A 16958-nucleotide genomic window follows, 5' to 3' on the forward strand; every position below is an offset into this window, starting at 1 on the left:
GTAAAAGATTGGAGTATGATATAATTGAAAAATAAAATTATTATTAAAAAAATTTGGAATGATGATGATGTAATTGAGTTTGAAATTTATTTAATTGATGAAAATTTTAAATTTAGAACAACTGTATATACTGGGAATTTTGAAATATCTGAAACCTATAAAAAATTAATTGAATTTGGCAGTCTAATACCTAATAAGAAATGCTTAATTAAACTTGGAGGATTTGGCGAGAAATATGCTAATGGGGCAATAAGTTTGGAATTACAATGCAATTCACGAGGTATAATTCATTTGGAGATAGAAATGGAAACTGAGTTTTATGAATTTAATAAAAGAAATATTTCAGATAAATTATTATGCCATAAAAAAACTAATCCAGCACTATATGATAAATTTGTTAAAAATTTCAAACGAATTGAAAAATTTGAACTTGGAGAAGAAATTGAGTTTGAATTAATCTAAAATTATATTGAAAGAATTGTTATTTATTTTTGGAGGGAAAATGTTTGAAATTAAAATTTTAGAAGGCTTGTCAAAAAGCGGTGAATATTCTGAATATAATTTTGGAAAAACTAATGACTTGCTATGGATTCTTTTTTTAAATTTAGAGACAGGAGAAGAGTGGATAGGAAAATTTGATATTGGGATTAGAAATAAAAGTAAGATAAAAATTTTTCAAAATAATACTGCTGTAATTTTAGCAAGGGGAAATATTTATATAATAAATTGCAAAATAAAAAAAGTGCAATGTATTTTTGAATATGAAGATTATGAAGATATTGAAATTGATCTTGTTAATAACTATATCATTATAACTGATGGGCTTTATATTTCTGTACATGATAAAAATGGAAAATTTATCCAAAAAACAAAGCGAATTAGTTTAGATGGGATAGAATTTATAGAAATAAAAAATGGAAATGTATATGGTAGGTTAAATGATCTAACTTTTGAATGGTGTGATTTTAAATATAATATTGTTGAAAATGAAGTTATCAGTAAATGGATTTTTGATGATGCAGTATTGAAGTAAAATTTTTAAAAGTAGCATATTTCCGATAAAAAACATCCTGTTTTTTATCTAAGGAACGGCTTAAAAATAACATTCTCATTTGTTTATAAAATAGGCAATGTTTCTAGCCTTTTTATAAACAAATATGAGAACATTATTTTTTAAACGTTCCTAAGCGACTAGAGAAATGAAAAAACGAAGCAAAGAAGGTAAGGCAGAGATAGCTAACATTAATATAATTATTATGAATAATAGAAGGAGTTGATATATTTGAAATTAAAAGCATTATTTCTGGATTTTTATGGAACATTGGTACATGAAGATGACGAAATTATTCCTGTAATTTGCAAAAGAATAGAGAAAAGTACTGATTTAAATGTTAGTATTGAAGAAATTGGAAGATTTTGGTGGCAAGAGTTTCATGAATTATTTATGAATAGTTATGGTGATAATTTTAAAACTCAAAGAATCATTGAAAAAATATCTTTAGATAGGACTCTTGAATATTTTTCTTCAAGCGAAGATAGCGATGACTTATGTCAACTTCTATTCAATCATTGGCAAAGACCAAAGATTTTTGAAGATACAAAAAAATTTATTGAATCAGTAAATGTTCCAATATGCGTGGTATCTAATATAGATAGAGTTGATATAAATAATGCAATCAAATTTCATAATCTTAAATTTGATTGTGTTTTAACAAGTGAGGATGCAAAATCCTATAAGCCAAGAAAAGAACTTTTTGAACTTGCATTAAATGAGATGAAATTATCTAATAATGAAGTGATACACATAGGAGATTCTATCAGAAGTGATATTTTAGGAGCAAAAAAATGTGGTATAAAATCAATTTGGTTAAAAAGAAATAAAATGAATAAAACAAATGAAGTTATAGAAAATATTTGTATAGATTTAAATGAAGTTAAGAGTCTTATGGAAAAAATAATTTAAAAATAGAAAACAAGAATTAAGAAATTAAATTTAAGAAAAATAAATCAAGTTAGAATTTGGAGGGAAAATGTTTAATTCTAAATATTGTGAAATTGGATAACTAGAAAAGATTTCATTGAATTGGGAGGAATACTCATATGGAGATTTGGGATATTTATGATAAAGAAAGATGTATAACAGGTAATACGATAAAGCGTGGTAGTGAATTTAATGATAACGAATTTCATTTAGTTGTTCACATCTGTATATTTAATTCGAAGGGACAGATGTTAATTCAACGAAGGCAACCTTTTAAGAAAGGATGGCCCAATATGTGGGATATTACTGTTGGCGGTAGCTCGATAGCAGGTGAGAGTAGTTCACAGGCAGCTGAAAGGGAATTATTTGAGGAGATTGGATACAAAGCAGATTTTTCAAAGAGAAGACCGTTTTTCACAATCAACTTTAGCTATGGTTTTGATGATTATTACATTATTGAAGATGATGTAGATATCGATACATTAAAATTGCAATACGAAGAAGTACAATGTGTACGCTGGGCAACAAAAGATGAAATTATTGATTTAATAGATAAGGGTGAGTTCATATCATATTATAAGAACTTAATTAGATTAATGTTTGATATGAGAAAACAGCGTGGTGCAATAATTATTGAAAAATGATGGGCTTGAGTATGTGATAAACTTTCGTAATGGGCGTCATATAACAGCGTGTTCCCGACACTCACTCTCTTTGGAGAAAAGCTTTGAGGGTAAGAGCCAAGCCTCGGGAACACATGAATCGTTATGTGTGACTGGAGGTCAGGAGTCTAGTTCCTTTTACACAGAAAAAATTACATGGAGGAGAAAGAAAATGAATAAATTGCAGCAATATTATGAAAAATATAGTGAATCAAATAGACTAGAGAAGGATAAAACATCAAAGATTGAATTTCTTACTAACATTGAGTATTTGAATAAGTACATAAAAAAAGGAAAACTTTTAGATGTTGGTGCTGGAAGCGGAATTTATTCTTCTTATTATGATGAAAAAGAAATTGAAGTAACAGCAATAGATGTTGTTCAGTCCCATGTAAATTTTATGAAAGAAAAGTTTGTGGATAAAAATATTAATGTGAAACTAGGGAGTGCTTTAGATTTATCTGAATTTAAAGAAAATTCTTTTGAATTTGTATTGTGTTTAGGTCCTATTTATCATTTAAGAGATAAAGAAGAAAGAATTAAATGTATAAAAGAATGTAATAAAGTTCTAAAAAAAGGTGGTATTCTTGCAGTTGCTTATATAAATAAAATGCATATAATTCCACGTTATTTAGGAATTCATAATGAAATAATAGAGAAAGACGTTATTGAATACTTTTTAAAGACAGGTAACTTTTCATCTGAAGTAAAAGATGAATTTTTGAAGGTTTCTCATTTTGATTATCCGGAAGAAATAGAAAATTTGATTGTTAATGAAGGAAATGAAGTTATTGAACACATTGCATCGGACAGTATTTGGAAATTAACTAAAAATGAAATTAATAATCTAACTGAATTGGAGTTTGAATTGCTATTAAAATATCATTTAGAAACATGTAATCAAAAAAATTCATTGGGATTGAGTAATCATGGGTTGATTATTTCAAAAAAAATTAGTTAAGGAACGTTTAAAAAATAATGTTCTCATATTTGTTTATAAAAAGGCTAGAAACATTGCCTATTTTATAAACAAATGTGTAAGTTATTTTTAAGCCGTTTCTAAGTAATTTTATATAAATTAAAAAAGAGTGATTTTGTGACAAATAAAGAGTACATGAATTTATTGAGTTGTAAATACTGTAATTTTTGATTTAGAAATTCTTAAAGTATACTATGGATTTCTTTTAGGTGCTTTTTTAAGAAAAAATAAAACTTTATATAAGTATTATCAAAATTTAAATTATAAAATAAAGGAGAGCTAATATGAAAAAAAGAATTTTAATTGTTTGTATACTAACGATCGTGATACTGTTTTTAACATCTTGTTCAAATAATACTGAAAAAAATAATATACTAGTATTAAAAGTAAAATCTACTGGGCAAATTTATTTATATGGAGAAAGGCATGGAATAAAGAAAATTTTGGATAAAGAAATTGAATTATGGGATAAATATTATAACAATCAAGGTATGAGGCATTTGTTTATTGAGGTACCATACTATACAGCAAAATTATTGAATATATGGATGAAATCTGATAGTGATGATATATTTAACAGTATCTATCATGATTGGGAAGGGACCGATGGTCATAATCCTGATTTCAAAGAATTTTTTAAAAAGATAAAAAGGAATTATCCTAAAACAATTTTTCACGGAACTGACGTTGGACATCAGTATGAAACTACAGGGAAACGATTTTTAAAGTATCTGAAAGATAATAAATTAAATGATTCTAAACAATACTTTTTAACAAAAAAAGCAATAGCACAAGGGAAGTACTATTATAGTCATTCTGATGAGGTATATCGTGAAAATATGATGGTAAAAAACTTTATATATGAATTTGAAAATTTAAATGGTAAAAATATTATGGGAATTTATGGTGCTTCTCATACAGGAATAGATATGTTGGATGTTACTAGAGCGGTTCCATGTATGGCAAACCAATTAAAGAAGTATTATAGTAATAATATTCATTCCAAAGATTTATCTAAGGAGCCTGAACCAGAGAGAGTGGACAAAATAAAAGTAGGAGGAAAGATTTACAAAGCATCGTATTTTGGAAAATGGGATTTGCCAGAATTTAAAGAATTTAAATATAGAGAATTTTGGAGATTGGAAGATGCATATAATGATTTTATAGATAATCCAAAAACACAATCTGTATTACCTTATAATGATTATCCTATGCTAATAAAAATAGGACAGATCTTTGTAGTAGATTATACTAAAATAGATGGTTCTGTTATGAGATGTTATTATCGTTCAGATGGTTATAAATGGCATAACATGTTATCAACAAATGAATTTATAGTAAAAAAGTAAAATGGTCATAAGTAGAGATTGACATTCAACATCAATATATAATACGAATTAGGAATGGAATATGACAATAATGGAGTGGTAGGACTTGGCAATAGTTTTAATTTTTATAATCTTTCAGCTTTTAGTTTTCCAATAATATATAGACATTCGCCAATTGAAAGATTGGAATTGCCTATATATCCAATTCCATTATATGGAAAATATCTTATATTTGGAGAACAAACAGAATTAATTAATAAAAAATTCAATATGACATTAAATTTCGGAGTAAAATCATTCAATTATTCATCTTCTTCAACAAGTGGAAATGATTTTTCAGTAGAATATGAACTAGGAACAGAATATAAAAAAGTAATTAATGATAATTTGTGGTTAGAAGGTGATTTTTTACCAACATTAGAGAATAAAAAAATATATTTAAAAAATGGAGAAAAACAAAAGCAGATGAAAATACTTGTAAATACAGAAAATTATATAGGGTATCAAATTAATAATAATTTAAGCATAAAAAGTGGATTAATATGGAAAAAAGAATTACAAAATGATGATGAAATTTCAGAAACAAAAGAATATAATATAACTAGAATTCCATTTGTATTGAGATTTAATAAAGATAAATTCTTTTTGGAAATGAATTCTGGGATAGAATTTACAAATAAAAACAATTCATTTCCTATAGGATTAAAAATAGGAACTTATTGGTAAATCAGATGAATTCTAAGTAGTTACAGATTAGAGAAAGAGAGAAAATAGCAACAGAATTATTAAAAGAAAAAAAAGTGATTAAAATACTATCAAAATATGGACTTCCTATAGTTATAGGAAGCTATGAATTAGATTTAATGTTTGATGAAGATATTGATATCGTTGTAGAAACAGGCTCTCCTAGAGAAAGTTCTATAAAGGTATTAAACGAATTTATAAGAACAGAAACTTTTCAAAAATATGAATATGGTGATTTTGAAAAATATACAAGACTAAATAGACCTAATGGATTTATTGTAAATTTAAAAATAGAATATGAAAATAAAAACTGGGAAATTGAGATATGGTTTTTCAAAAATATTTCAGATTATAAAATTCAACTGAACAAATATAAAGAATTAATAAATAGTGAAAAAAAATTAAAAATTTTGCAGAGAAAATTCTTAAGAAAAGAAAAAGGAAAAACAAAACATGAGATTAGCAGTATTTCAATATATAATGAAATATTATTGTAGGTAATTGTAAAAATAAGAATGAAAAAGATTGAAACCACGAATGTAAACGAATTATAAAAAGGGTTTATTCAATGTGATTTGAGTAAATTCATGGTTAAAAAGATATAAATATAGTGAAATAAGTAGAGAAATAGTCAAAAAAACATATTAATTTAAATCAATAAAAATAATAATTCAGTTATGCAACTGGCTAAATAAAACTATTCAAAAGGAGATAAGAAATGAAGGAGTATAATATAACTAATAAAGTGAAAGTTTTTTTATTTGAAAATACAATGGTAATAACTTCTTTAATAAATAATAATAAGGCAATTTTAATAGATTGTGGAATGATGGATGAAGCTAAAGCATTAAAAGAAAAATTAAATAAAAATGGAATTCAAGTAGTTGGAATAATTTTTACTCATTATCATCCAGATCATGTAGTAGGAGCAAATTTATTTGAAAATGTAGATTTGATATGTAACAGTAGGTATGAAAATGATTATATTTGCTTTTCAAAAGAATTTAAAAATGAGTTTAATTTCCTAAAGCCTACTAAAATAATAGATGAGGGAGAAATTAAATTAAATGGATTTAATATAAAAATTATTAATGGAGAAGGACATTGCAAGTCGAGTTCAATTATTTTAATAAATAATGAAATTATCATAACTGGAGATCTTATGATGCAAACAAACGAAGGAAAACCATGTATTCCTGGATTATGCAGTGACGGAAGTGTTTTTTCTCATATTAGAAGTTTAGAAGAAATAATTAAGTTGAATCCAAAATATCTTATTATGGGACATGGAGAACCTATTCTTAATAAACAGGATATTAATATTGAAATAGAAAAAAGATTAGATTATTTATATAAAATAAAAAATAGTAATGGAAATATAAAATTAGAAGATTGTATAAATGAAAATTTAGATGAGTGGGAACTTAAAAGAGCTCATGATTTAAATTTAAATGTATACAGAAATGAACTTAAATAATATTTAAGAAATAATTTTATTTGAAAGGAGAATATAAATCAATGATAATAGCAGATAAACCATATGTTTCAGATTTTATGAAAAAAAGTATATTAGAATTAAAATTGCCATTGTTAAAATCAGAGGGAATAGAGAAATTAAATTTTTTAGAGGGAACAAAAATAGTAACTCAAGAGTTAGCATTACAAAAATTAAAGTTTGAAAAAGAGATGAAAATATATACTAATTCGGAAAATTCTATTAATTGGATGATTAATAATTTAGATTTTACAGAATTACCTGAAAATATAAATTTATTTAAAGATAAAGTGAAATTTAGGAAAGCTATTGAGAGTATTTATCCAGATTTCTATTATAAAGAAATAAAAATAAATGAATTAAAAGAAATTTCAATTGAAAATTTAAAAAAGCCATTTATTATAAAGCCTTCCATTGGTTTTTTTAGTATGGGTGTATATATGATATCCTCCAATGAAGATTGGGAAAAAGCAATAAAATCTCTCGAAATAGAGATAAAAGAAGTTGAAAATTTATATCCGAAAGAAGTTTTAAATACTTCAAAATTTATAATAGAAGAATATATTGAAGGAGAAGAGTTTGCTTTTGATGCTTATTATAATAGCAATGGAGAGCCTGTAATTTTGAATATTTTAAAACATATATTCTCTTCTGAAAAAGATGTAAGCGATAGAGTATATATTACATCAAAAGAAATAATTAATGAAAATATTGAGAATTTTTTAGATTTTTTGAAAAAATTAGGGGATATTACAAAGATTAAAAATTTTCCACTTCATGTGGAAGTGAGAATGGATGAAAAAGGAAAAATTATACCTATAGAAGTAAATCCCATGAGATTTGCAGGATGGTGTACAACAGATATAGCTTATTATGCATATGGGATTAATCCTTATGAATACTATTTTAAAGAGAAAAAACCAGATTGGGAAAAAATTTTAAAGATTAAAGAAAATAAAATTTATAGTGTAGTTGTATTGGATAATTCAACTAATATCTCTTCCATTAATATTAAAAGTTTTAATTATGATAAAATTAGTTTGAAATTTGAAAAAATTTTAGAAATTAGAAAAGTTGATTATAATAAATATCCACTTTTTGGATTTATTTTTACAGAAACTAGAAAAGATAATTATGAAGAATTAGAATGGATATTAAAATCAGATTTAAAAGAATTTGTTAGTTTGGATAATTAAGATATAAAAATTATAAAGGGGTTGAAAGATATGAAAAAAGCAGAAGAATGTTTAAATATGAGAGAAATTAGAGATGGTATTGATATTATTGATAATGAAATAGTAAAGTTAATTGCAAATCGTGCTAAATATGTAAAAGAAGCTGCTAAATTTAAAAAAGATGAAAAAGCAGTAAAAGATTCAAATAGAGTGAAAAAAGTGCTTGAATCAAAAAAAGAATTAGCAAAAAAATATGGAGCATCTCCAGATTTAATTGAAAAAATATATAAAATGATGATTGATTTTTTTATAAATGAAGAGATGCAGGAGTGGAAATTAAAATGAAGAAAAATTGGAATTATAAATCTTATAAATATAGATTTTTAAATTTTAGAGATAATGGTGAAGAAGTAGAAGAATTTTTAAAAGCAAATCACAAATATATATGTTGGCAAGATGATTTAGAAATAGATGAAATATCTTCAAAAGATACTTTTTATCCTGAATTACCTAAAGGTAAGCGTATAGAAGATAAATATCTTATTGGAATATATGAAAACAAGAAAATAATTTGTATATTTGATATATTAAAAAATTTTCCTGAAGATGAAACTTGGATGATTGGATTAATGTTATTAGATGAAAATTTAAGAGGTAAGGGATTAGCAACTGAATTATATAATGAAATTGAGAGATATTTAATAAAACACAGTGTTAAAAAAATTAGAATTGGAGTATTGGATAAGAACTCAAGAGGTAAAGCCTTTTGGGAAAAGTCTGGTTTTAAAAGAGTTGAAGGAGAAAAAAAGTATAAAGAGATAAAGAAAGTCTTTATTTATGAGAAAATATTATAAAAATTACATTGTAAAAAAGAGCAAATCTATTTAAAGGATTTATTCTTTTTTTCTACGTTTTATTCTAAAGAACATTTAAAAATCAATTTTTTTATATTTTGTTATAAAAGTATTTAAATCATCGCATATTGTAAAACAAAATGGAAATATTATTTGTAAGTCATTTATAAATGACTTACATCAGAAATAAACTTTATTTCAAAACTATCTTTAGCCTTCATTTCAATTAAAGTAACACTTGTATTTAATATATACTCGCCTTTCCAGAAATCTTCAATTGATCTGTTTAAAATGTTATTTAATATTGATTTAATCGCAATTCCATGAGATACAATTAAAATATTTCCATTTTTATGTTTATCATAAATATCATTCAAAAAAAGTTTTGTACGTTTACAAAGTTCAAAATAACTTTCTCCTTTAATTGCTTGGTGATCATATTTGTGTGGATTTTTCCAGAAACTTTCAATATGCTCTGGATATTTTTTTCTTACAACTTCTTTTTCCATTCCCTGCCAAATTCCCATGTTAATCTCTTTAATTAATTCAGATTGAATAATTTTATTATCTTTGTCGCCTAAAATAATTTGAGTAGTATTTATTGCTCTGGATTGCGTACTTGTATATACCGCATCAAAATTAATATGAGAAAGAGATTTAGATAATTTCAGAGCTTGATTTTTACCTAAATCAGTTAAATCAGAATTGAAATGCCCCTGCATAACACCTTTTTTATTCCATTCTGTTTCGCCATGTCTAACTATATATAGATTTAATGTCATTATTATCACATCCTTAATATATTTTTATATATTATACCAAAATTCTAATAAGATTTCTATTAAAATAACTATCCCTTGAATTTTTATGATAATTTTGATATAATTTTTGAAAATCAACTAATCTATTTTCAAAAAGGAGGAGCAAAAATGGAAAAAAATTATAAATGTCCAAAATGCGGAAACAATAGTTATGAAACAGATACAATTGCTACAACTGGAGGAGGTTTTTCAAAAATATTTGATGTGCAAAATAAAAAATTTACAGCAGTAACTTGTACTAGATGTAAATATACTGAATTATATAAAGCAGAAACAAGTATGCTTGGGAATATATTTGATTTTTTTACTGATTAGAAATTTTTACAAAAGAACGTTTAAAAAATAAGTTTCTTATATTTTGTTATAAAAACGCTTAAATCGTTGCGTATTTTAAAACAAAATGGGAATGTTATTTTTAAGACGTTCCAAATTAGTAAATATTAATGGAACACAAACTATTTTTTGTGTTAAAATCATACTCTAAAAAACAACTATACAACTTTGTACGTTCAAAATAAAATTAACTTTTACAGAATTTTATCTTTGCTTATAAATAATAAAAACTAACATAAAAAAATAACAAATATCACTAAAATCTTCTAATTAAAATTTAGGAGGTTTTTTAATAATAATATGATTTTAGAAAACTACCTTTTTGGGGTCTAATCATAATATAAAAAAATTAAAAGAGGAGATTAAAATGACAAATAGATTAAAAAAACAAATTGAATTTATAAGAGAAATAGATAAAATAAAAGAAATTTACAGACATACAAGTTTATTTGGAAAAGATAGAAAAGAAAATGATGCAGAACACTCATGGCATATTTGTGTTATGGCTATAGTTCTTTCTGAATATTCAAATGAAAAAAATATGGATATGTTAAAAATATTAAAAATGTTATTAATTCATGATTTGATTGAAATTTATTCAGGAGATTATATTGTATATACTGAAAAGGAAGTAGAAAAAGAGAAAAAAGAAAAAGAGGGTGCAGAAAAAATATTTAGTATTCTTCCAGAAGACCAAAGTAAAGAATTTAAAGATATTTGGGTAGAATTTGAAGAAAGAAAAACTATAGAAGCAAAATTTGCAAGAGTATTGGATAGATTAGAACCAATATTACAAAACTATTATAACAAAGGGGATTCATGGGTGAAATATAATATTTCAGCAGAAAAAATAATTGAAAAAAACAGGATTATTAAAGATGGATCAGAAGAAATATGGAAATATGTTGAAGGTATGATAAATGAATATTTAGAAAAGGGAATAATTAAGTGATTTTATAGGGAGGTTAATAAAATTATTATATAAAAATTTGAAAGAAAATGTATAAATAGAAAAAAATGATATTGAAATTACAATTTTTGAAACTCCAAAAGAAAATTGGAAAATAAGAGGTTTACCAGGAGATGAGCTATCGTTAAACTATAAAGTTGAAATTTAATGGGAGAGGAAAAAATAATGGAAATTATTAAAAAAATTGAAGAAAAAGTAAAATATTGTTATTGGGAAAAAGATTATAATTGTGCAATAACATCAATAAAAGTATTATCTGAATTGTTTAATATTAAAATAGGTGAAGAGATATTAAATTCTGCTATTGGAATTCCTGGTGCAGGAAGATATGGAGCACAATGTGGGTTAGTGAATGGAGCATTGATGATTATAGGTTTAAGAGGTAAAGAAAAAAGCCTTGAAAATAAAGATATTCGTGAACTATGTAATAAATTTTCAAAAGAATTTGATGAAAAATTTAAAAGTTTGTTGTGTAGTGAGCTAAGACCACAAGGATTTAATGAAAATAATCCTCCTCACTTATGTGAGCCAATTACTAACGAATCAATCTTACTTGCATATGAAATAATATCTGGAACATAAAAAATATAAAATAAAAGGGGAAAATAAATGGCGATAAAATATAATAATATAGTTCCATGGGGAAGAAATTACGAAGAATATTGTAAAATGTTTAATTTGACAAAAGAAGATTTTTCAAAAAAATAATTGGGTGTGGAGATGGACCATCAAGTTTTAATTCTGATTTTAGATAATAATGCAAAAATATCTAAACATTATAATAAAGTTGTAAAATATTTTACTGATAAAAAAATGAAAGTTGAAGAGATAACTGTTGAATATGAATTTCAAAAAGATGAAAATAAAATGTTGAGAATAAAAAAATAGTTAAATTCTATAATGTACCCTAGACGATAGGCAACTTAAAAATGGTGGCGAGAATAAAAATGATAAGAAAATCTACAATGAAAGATGCTTTTAGAATTTCTGAAATTAGATTAGTAAAAACAATAGATAAATAGGAAGGATGTATATTATATGAAAAAACCATTTATGAAGTTAATAATAATTTCAATGTTTATGTTATCAGGTTGTTTTAATAATAATATAATAAATGCCAATATTTCAAGAGATTATAGACAAGATATGCGTGATTTTATTAAAAGTATCAGTGCTTATTCCAAAAATATTAATCATAATTTTATTATTATTCCACAAAATGGGCAAGAACTTATAACAGACAATGGAGAAAGTAATGGAATACTAAAACTTGATTATATTAACTCTATTGATGCAACTGGACGAGAAGAGCTATTTTATGGTTATAATAATATTGATGAAAAAACAGCTGAAGAAGACAAACAGCATTTATTAGATTTATGCCATGTCTATGAAAAACATAATATAAAAGTTCTTGTAACAGATTATTCTTATACACATAGCAAAATGGATGATTCATATAAAATTAATGAAAAAAACGGATTTATATCATTTGCTGCCAATACTAGAGAATTAAATAAAATACCTGATTACCCAAAACATCCTTTTAACGAGAACAGTAATAATATTAATAATATTTCACAAGCTAAAAATTTTTTATATTTAATAAATAGCGAAAATTTCATAACAAAGGGCGATTTTATAACTGCTGTATCAGCGACTAATTATGATGTGGTTATCATGGATTTATTTCATAATGAAAAAGCCTATAATTCTACAGAAATTAAACAACTTAAAATTAAAAAAAATGGTAACAAACGATTAGTTGTTTGCTATATGAGTATTGGAGAAGCTGAAAATTATCGATATTATTGGGATAAAGAATGGGATAAATCTCATCCTTTATGGTTAGATAACGAGAATCCAAGTTGGAAAGGAAATTTCAAAGTTAAATATTGGAATAAAAATTGGCATGATATTATTTTTGGAAATGATAATTCATATTTGAAAAAGATAATTGACGCTGGATTTGATGGAGTATATTTAGATATAATAGATGCTTATGAATATTTTGAAGAAAAATAGATACATTTTTGTGGGTCAAACCATTCTATTACCTTTTAGAGCCAGATATATATGGGATAAAATTTAAAAATTGGAGGAGGACAAATGCTAATACAAAAAGGAACAAAAGATCTTGATACTGAGAGATTATATTTAAGAAGATTTAAACTAGAAGATTCAGAAAATATGTTTAATAATTGGGCAAATGATGAAGATGTAACAAAATATTTGACATGGTTACCTCATAAAAAAATTGAAGTAACAAATGAAATATTAAAGGAATGGATAAATTCATATAAAAGTACAGATGTATATAATTGGGCTATCGTTCCTAAAGAATATGGCAAAGTAATTGGTAATATATCTGTTGTAAAAATAGATTTAGAGGATGAAATGTGTGAAATAGGTTATTGCATAAGTAAAAAATATTGGAATAAGGGAATTGTAACAGAGGCATTAAAAAAAGTAATTGATTACTTAATATTAGATGTTGGATTCGTAGGAATTAAAGGAAAACACGATTTAAAAAATATAGCTTCTGGAAAAGTAATGTTAAAAGCAGGAATGACATATGAAGGGAGAATAAGAGACTCTATTAAAAATAACGAAGGAGAATATATAGATGTTGAAATGTATTCAATTCTAAAAAGAGATATCTTTAAAAATAAAAGTTTAAATAATTAACCAATAAAAAAATAAGCTACGCTTCATCTAGTAGAGCATAAATATTTTTCTGAATTTTTTATTTCTGAAAAATTTTGCTTTAAAAAATCACATATTTCAAAAAAACGGTATAGCTTATTTTCTGAATAAATTTATACTTTACTAACCAATAAAAAAAATCACATTAAGAAAGAAGGTCAAAATGGAAAAGAAAACTATAAAAATTGCTATTATTTATTATAGCAAAGGGAATAATACAAAATTAGTCGCAGAAACAATAAAAATAGGATTAGAAGAAATAGAAAACATTGAAGTAAAATCTATGTCTTTAGAAGAATTAGATCCTAATTATATTAAAGAAGCAAAAGCAATAATTTTTGGTACTCCAACTTATTATGCTAATATTTCTTGGCAAATGAAAAAATGGTTTGATGAATCGCAGGGCTATAATTTAGAAGGAAAATTAGGAGCTGTATTTGCAACTGAAAATCATATAGGTGGGGGAGCAGATACTGCATTATTAACTTTAATAAATCATTTAATGGTAAAAGGAATGTTAATATATTCTGGTGGATCTGCTTTAGGAAATCCATATATTCATTTAGGAGTTGTTGCTATAAAAGATGGAGATGATTATCAAAAAGAACGTGCAAAAATATTTGGAAATAGGATAGCAAGGAAAACATTAGAATTGTTTGGAAACATAAAATAAAAGTTCGTAAAACATAAATATTTTTCTAAATTAAATATATAATTTTATATTAAAAAAACTTCCCTCATTAAGGGAAGTTTTTCTGTTTTATTTTGCTCTCTCTAAATATTCATCAGTTCTTGTATCTATTCTAATTATATCACCTTGATTTATAAATAGTGGAACCATTATTTCATGTCCAGTACTTAATTCAGCAGATTTTAATGCTCTACCTGTAGTATCTCCTTTTAATCCTGGTTCTGTATATACAACTTCTCTATCTAATGTAGTTGGCATTTCGATACCTACTGCTCTACCTTCATAAAAGACTACTAATATTTCCATATTTTCTTCTAAATATTTTAAAGCATCTCCTAAATCTTCTTTTGTTAAATTAAGTTCTTCCCAAGTTTCTTGATTTTGAAATGCATATTGTCCACCATTTTCGTAAATGTATACCATTTTTTGTTTATCAAGAATAATATCATCAACTTTATCTGCAGCTTTCAAAACTGTTTCTGATTTTGCATTTGTCAATAAATTTTTAAACTTAAATTTTACAACTGCTGAACTACGACCTGATTTACTAAACTCTGCTTTTTGTACTATGAAAACATCATTTCCTATCTTGATTATATTTCCAGCTCTTATTTCTTTTGCGTTTTTCATTAAATTAATCCTCCTTAAAATATTGTTTATATTAATTCCTAATCTATATTAGGAAAAGTAATATTAAATTTTTTCATTGATAAATTCTATCAATTGTTTTGTTAAATCACATTTTTTTATTAAATATTCACTAAATTTTTTAAAAAAAGAGCTATTATCTAATATAATATTAAATAAATCATCAAAATTTATTTCAAAATTATTTTCAATTTCATCTTTCAAAATATTATTAGTAGAAATAGAAATATCTTTATATTTTTTAAAAATATCTGCATTTATATCAATATTTTCACTCATTCTATCTAAAAAAGAATTTAATTTATCCAAATGAATATACTCTTCTTGTTTATAAATATGCCATAAAAATGGAATACCTGAAATTGTAGCTCTTGCAAGAGATTCTTCACCTCTTACAAAATTAAAATCCATTAAATTTATTAAATAATCATAATCCTTTTGTATAAAAAAAGGCATATATAGAATATGTATATTTTTATATATTTTAATCTCTTTCAATATAAAGTCAAAACTTTTCTGCGTTTTTTCTCCACATAAAAATATATAAATATTTTTATTAACTTTTGACAATGATTTTATCATACTCTTAAAATTAAATTCATAAGTAAAAATTGAAATATAAAGATTACTCTTATTATAAATACAATTAATGTTTTTTTCTTTAAAAAAATTATTAAAATATTTTTCTTTTGAAGAATTAATTGATTTAATCATTGAAAGATAATCATAATCTAATATAATTCCACCACTTTTTTCAGTAAAACCTGGCATAAAAAAATATTTTTCAATACCTTCATAATAGGATATAGATTTTTTTTTATGAAAACCTTCAATCCAAGTTTCACCAGATAGATATTCTAAATTTATAATTAACTTTGCATTTTCAGATATACTTTTTTTGAAAAAATCAGGAATCTCTGTTCCAAAAGCTTCAATAATAACTTTAGAAGCATTGTATTTAAAACTGTTTTGACTTACTCTTTCGATATTTATAATATTTAAATTTTCAAAATTATTAATTATTAAATTGGAATCAAAATTTTCAACTAATTTTTTTACTTCTGTATATTTATTAATATAAATGTTAATAAGTATATTTTTATTGATTTGATGAATATTCTTTGCTAATCTATAAACAACACCAATATCTCCATAATTATCAATAACATCACAAAATATATCTATATTAAACATAATATCTCTCCTAAAACTTATTAATACAATTATATCAAAAAAGTTAATTAAATACAAATGAAAAAATGATATTTACAGATATAACGTAAATTTATTGGTATTAATAGATATAATTCAATAAAAATATATATTGAATTATATGAGAATACTATTAGGATAACTACTTAAATGAAACCGAAGAAATTATTAAAAAAGCAAAAGCTTGTATCAATTATAGTAATAATAGCAATAATTATCACAATTATTATTCTCACAAGAATAATAAAATTCTATGTTCTTCAAGATGATATTTGTGCATAAAACAAAAATGGTGAATTTATTTAATACAAAATTAACTAACTTATATCTAAATCTTATTTTCTCCTTGACAAAGAAAG

General features: G+C 24.2%; 22 protein-coding genes. 19 read left to right on the forward strand and 3 right to left on the reverse strand.

The annotated features are described in order from the left end of the window. Positions 1 to 24 precede the first annotated feature (24 nt). The 12 genes from RDY08_RS05015 to RDY08_RS05070 all read left to right on the forward strand — a co-directional run bounded on the left by RDY08_RS05015 (position 25) and on the right by RDY08_RS05070 (position 9218). A complete protein-coding gene (locus tag RDY08_RS05015; RefSeq protein ID WP_307905339.1) occupies positions 25 to 462 on the forward strand; it encodes a hypothetical protein in 438 nt (145 codons plus the stop codon). Between the two features lie 40 nt (positions 463 to 502). Continuing rightward, positions 503 to 1033, forward strand: a complete 531-nt coding sequence (locus RDY08_RS05020; protein WP_307905340.1) for a hypothetical protein — start codon at positions 503 to 505, stop codon at positions 1031 to 1033. A gap of 249 nt (positions 1034 to 1282) precedes the next feature. Further along, the gene (locus RDY08_RS05025) at positions 1283 to 1963 is read left to right on the forward strand and encodes an HAD family hydrolase (protein ID WP_307905341.1); all 681 of its coding nucleotides are present in this window, start codon (positions 1283 to 1285) and stop codon (positions 1961 to 1963) included. A 137-nt stretch (positions 1964 to 2100) separates the two neighbouring features. Then, complete coding sequence (locus RDY08_RS05030; RefSeq protein WP_307905342.1) at positions 2101 to 2625, forward strand: NUDIX hydrolase; 525 nt, start codon at positions 2101 to 2103, stop codon at positions 2623 to 2625. A 190-nt stretch (positions 2626 to 2815) separates the two neighbouring features. Further along, positions 2816 to 3604 carry a class I SAM-dependent methyltransferase gene (locus RDY08_RS05035; RefSeq protein WP_307905343.1) on the forward strand — a complete coding sequence of 263 codons (789 nt, stop codon included), beginning with the start codon at positions 2816 to 2818 and terminating at the stop codon, positions 3602 to 3604. 302 nt (positions 3605 to 3906) lie between these two features. Next, the gene (locus RDY08_RS05040) at positions 3907 to 4971 is read left to right on the forward strand and encodes a hypothetical protein (RefSeq protein ID WP_307905344.1); all 1065 of its coding nucleotides are present in this window, start codon (positions 3907 to 3909) and stop codon (positions 4969 to 4971) included. A gap of 54 nt (positions 4972 to 5025) precedes the next feature. Beyond that, positions 5026 to 5676 (forward strand): hypothetical protein, encoded by a 651-nt coding sequence (locus RDY08_RS05045; protein ID WP_307905345.1) that lies wholly within the window; start codon positions 5026 to 5028, stop codon positions 5674 to 5676. Positions 5677 to 5750: 74 nt separating this feature from the next. Beyond that, positions 5751 to 6191: a hypothetical protein gene (locus RDY08_RS05050; RefSeq protein WP_307905346.1), complete on the forward strand. Its 441-nt coding sequence runs from the start codon at positions 5751 to 5753 to the stop codon at positions 6189 to 6191. 221 nt (positions 6192 to 6412) lie between these two features. Further along, entirely contained in the window at positions 6413 to 7171 is a 759-nt protein-coding gene (locus RDY08_RS05055; RefSeq protein WP_307905347.1) for an MBL fold metallo-hydrolase, read from the forward strand. A 41-nt stretch (positions 7172 to 7212) separates the two neighbouring features. Then, positions 7213 to 8385 carry an ATP-grasp domain-containing protein gene (locus RDY08_RS05060; RefSeq protein WP_307905348.1) on the forward strand — a complete coding sequence of 391 codons (1173 nt, stop codon included), beginning with the start codon at positions 7213 to 7215 and terminating at the stop codon, positions 8383 to 8385. Between the two features lie 30 nt (positions 8386 to 8415). After that, positions 8416 to 8709 carry a chorismate mutase gene (locus tag RDY08_RS05065; RefSeq protein WP_307905349.1) on the forward strand — a complete coding sequence of 98 codons (294 nt, stop codon included), beginning with the start codon at positions 8416 to 8418 and terminating at the stop codon, positions 8707 to 8709. Beyond that, positions 8706 to 9218 (forward strand): GNAT family N-acetyltransferase, encoded by a 513-nt coding sequence (locus tag RDY08_RS05070; protein WP_307905350.1) that lies wholly within the window; start codon positions 8706 to 8708, stop codon positions 9216 to 9218. The genes RDY08_RS05065 and RDY08_RS05070 overlap by 4 nt, the downstream gene beginning before the upstream one ends. Positions 9219 to 9382: 164 nt before the next feature. On the opposite strand, the gene RDY08_RS05075 is transcribed toward RDY08_RS05070, so the two are convergent. Further along, positions 9383 to 10000 (reverse strand): histidine phosphatase family protein, encoded by a 618-nt coding sequence (locus RDY08_RS05075; protein ID WP_307905351.1) that lies wholly within the window; start codon positions 9998 to 10000, stop codon positions 9383 to 9385. A gap of 147 nt (positions 10001 to 10147) precedes the next feature. Here RDY08_RS05075 and RDY08_RS05080 point away from each other — a divergent pair, with 147 nt between their 5' ends. From RDY08_RS05080 to RDY08_RS05110, 7 genes are all read left to right on the forward strand, one after another. Beyond that, entirely contained in the window at positions 10148 to 10354 is a 207-nt protein-coding gene (locus tag RDY08_RS05080) for a zinc ribbon domain-containing protein (RefSeq protein WP_307905352.1), read from the forward strand. Between the two features lie 385 nt (positions 10355 to 10739). Continuing rightward, a complete protein-coding gene (locus RDY08_RS05085; RefSeq protein WP_307905353.1) occupies positions 10740 to 11324 on the forward strand; it encodes an HD domain-containing protein in 585 nt (194 codons plus the stop codon). Between the two features lie 183 nt (positions 11325 to 11507). Then, positions 11508 to 11924, forward strand: a complete 417-nt coding sequence (locus RDY08_RS05090) for a C-GCAxxG-C-C family protein (protein WP_307905354.1) — start codon at positions 11508 to 11510, stop codon at positions 11922 to 11924. A gap of 138 nt (positions 11925 to 12062) precedes the next feature. Next, on the forward strand, positions 12063 to 12230 hold the full coding sequence (locus tag RDY08_RS05095; RefSeq protein WP_307905355.1) for a hypothetical protein: 168 nt from the start codon (positions 12063 to 12065) through the stop codon (positions 12228 to 12230). Positions 12231 to 12380: 150 nt separating this feature from the next. Continuing rightward, positions 12381 to 13367 (forward strand): endo alpha-1,4 polygalactosaminidase, encoded by a 987-nt coding sequence (locus tag RDY08_RS05100; protein WP_307905356.1) that lies wholly within the window; start codon positions 12381 to 12383, stop codon positions 13365 to 13367. An 84-nt stretch (positions 13368 to 13451) separates the two neighbouring features. Beyond that, entirely contained in the window at positions 13452 to 14030 is a 579-nt protein-coding gene (locus tag RDY08_RS05105; protein WP_307905357.1) for a GNAT family N-acetyltransferase, read from the forward strand. Between the two features lie 181 nt (positions 14031 to 14211). After that, positions 14212 to 14721: a flavodoxin family protein gene (locus RDY08_RS05110; RefSeq protein WP_307905358.1), complete on the forward strand. Its 510-nt coding sequence runs from the start codon at positions 14212 to 14214 to the stop codon at positions 14719 to 14721. An 87-nt stretch (positions 14722 to 14808) separates the two neighbouring features. Here RDY08_RS05110 and efp read toward each other — a convergent pair whose 3' ends face one another. Then, on the reverse strand, positions 14809 to 15369 hold the full coding sequence (efp, locus tag RDY08_RS05115; protein WP_307905359.1) for an elongation factor P: 561 nt from the start codon (positions 15367 to 15369) through the stop codon (positions 14809 to 14811). 63 nt (positions 15370 to 15432) lie between these two features. Continuing rightward, positions 15433 to 16581, reverse strand: a complete 1149-nt coding sequence (earP, locus tag RDY08_RS05120; protein ID WP_307905360.1) for an elongation factor P maturation arginine rhamnosyltransferase EarP — start codon at positions 16579 to 16581, stop codon at positions 15433 to 15435. Between the last annotated feature and the right edge of the window lie 377 nt (positions 16582 to 16958).

The organism is Haliovirga abyssi (genome assembly GCF_030295325.1).
GTDB lineage: Bacteria > Fusobacteriota > Fusobacteriia > Fusobacteriales > Haliovirgaceae > Haliovirga > Haliovirga abyssi.

Coding starts and splice junctions, on each gene's coding strand:
- RDY08_RS05020 (WP_307905340.1), top strand. CDS start 503: ATGTTTGAAATTAAAATTTTAGAAGGCTTGTCAAAAAGCGGTGAATAT.
- RDY08_RS05030 (WP_307905342.1), top strand. CDS start 2,101: ATGGAGATTTGGGATATTTATGATAAAGAAAGATGTATAACAGGTAAT.
- RDY08_RS05035 (WP_307905343.1), top strand. CDS start 2,816: ATGAATAAATTGCAGCAATATTATGAAAAATATAGTGAATCAAATAGA.
- RDY08_RS05040 (WP_307905344.1), top strand. CDS start 3,907: ATGAAAAAAAGAATTTTAATTGTTTGTATACTAACGATCGTGATACTG.
- RDY08_RS05045 (WP_307905345.1), top strand. CDS start 5,026: ATGGAATATGACAATAATGGAGTGGTAGGACTTGGCAATAGTTTTAAT.
- RDY08_RS05055 (WP_307905347.1), top strand. CDS start 6,413: ATGAAGGAGTATAATATAACTAATAAAGTGAAAGTTTTTTTATTTGAA.
- RDY08_RS05060 (WP_307905348.1), top strand. CDS start 7,213: ATGATAATAGCAGATAAACCATATGTTTCAGATTTTATGAAAAAAAGT.
- RDY08_RS05065 (WP_307905349.1), top strand. CDS start 8,416: ATGAAAAAAGCAGAAGAATGTTTAAATATGAGAGAAATTAGAGATGGT.
- RDY08_RS05070 (WP_307905350.1), top strand. CDS start 8,706: ATGAAGAAAAATTGGAATTATAAATCTTATAAATATAGATTTTTAAAT.
- RDY08_RS05075 (WP_307905351.1), bottom strand. CDS start 10,000: ATGACATTAAATCTATATATAGTTAGACATGGCGAAACAGAATGGAAT.
- RDY08_RS05080 (WP_307905352.1), top strand. CDS start 10,148: ATGGAAAAAAATTATAAATGTCCAAAATGCGGAAACAATAGTTATGAA.
- RDY08_RS05085 (WP_307905353.1), top strand. CDS start 10,740: ATGACAAATAGATTAAAAAAACAAATTGAATTTATAAGAGAAATAGAT.
- RDY08_RS05090 (WP_307905354.1), top strand. CDS start 11,508: ATGGAAATTATTAAAAAAATTGAAGAAAAAGTAAAATATTGTTATTGG.
- RDY08_RS05095 (WP_307905355.1), top strand. CDS start 12,063: ATGGACCATCAAGTTTTAATTCTGATTTTAGATAATAATGCAAAAATA.
- RDY08_RS05100 (WP_307905356.1), top strand. CDS start 12,381: ATGAAAAAACCATTTATGAAGTTAATAATAATTTCAATGTTTATGTTA.
- RDY08_RS05105 (WP_307905357.1), top strand. CDS start 13,452: ATGCTAATACAAAAAGGAACAAAAGATCTTGATACTGAGAGATTATAT.
- RDY08_RS05110 (WP_307905358.1), top strand. CDS start 14,212: ATGGAAAAGAAAACTATAAAAATTGCTATTATTTATTATAGCAAAGGG.
- efp (WP_307905359.1), bottom strand. CDS start 15,369: ATGAAAAACGCAAAAGAAATAAGAGCTGGAAATATAATCAAGATAGGA.
- earP (WP_307905360.1), bottom strand. CDS start 16,581: ATGTTTAATATAGATATATTTTGTGATGTTATTGATAATTATGGAGAT.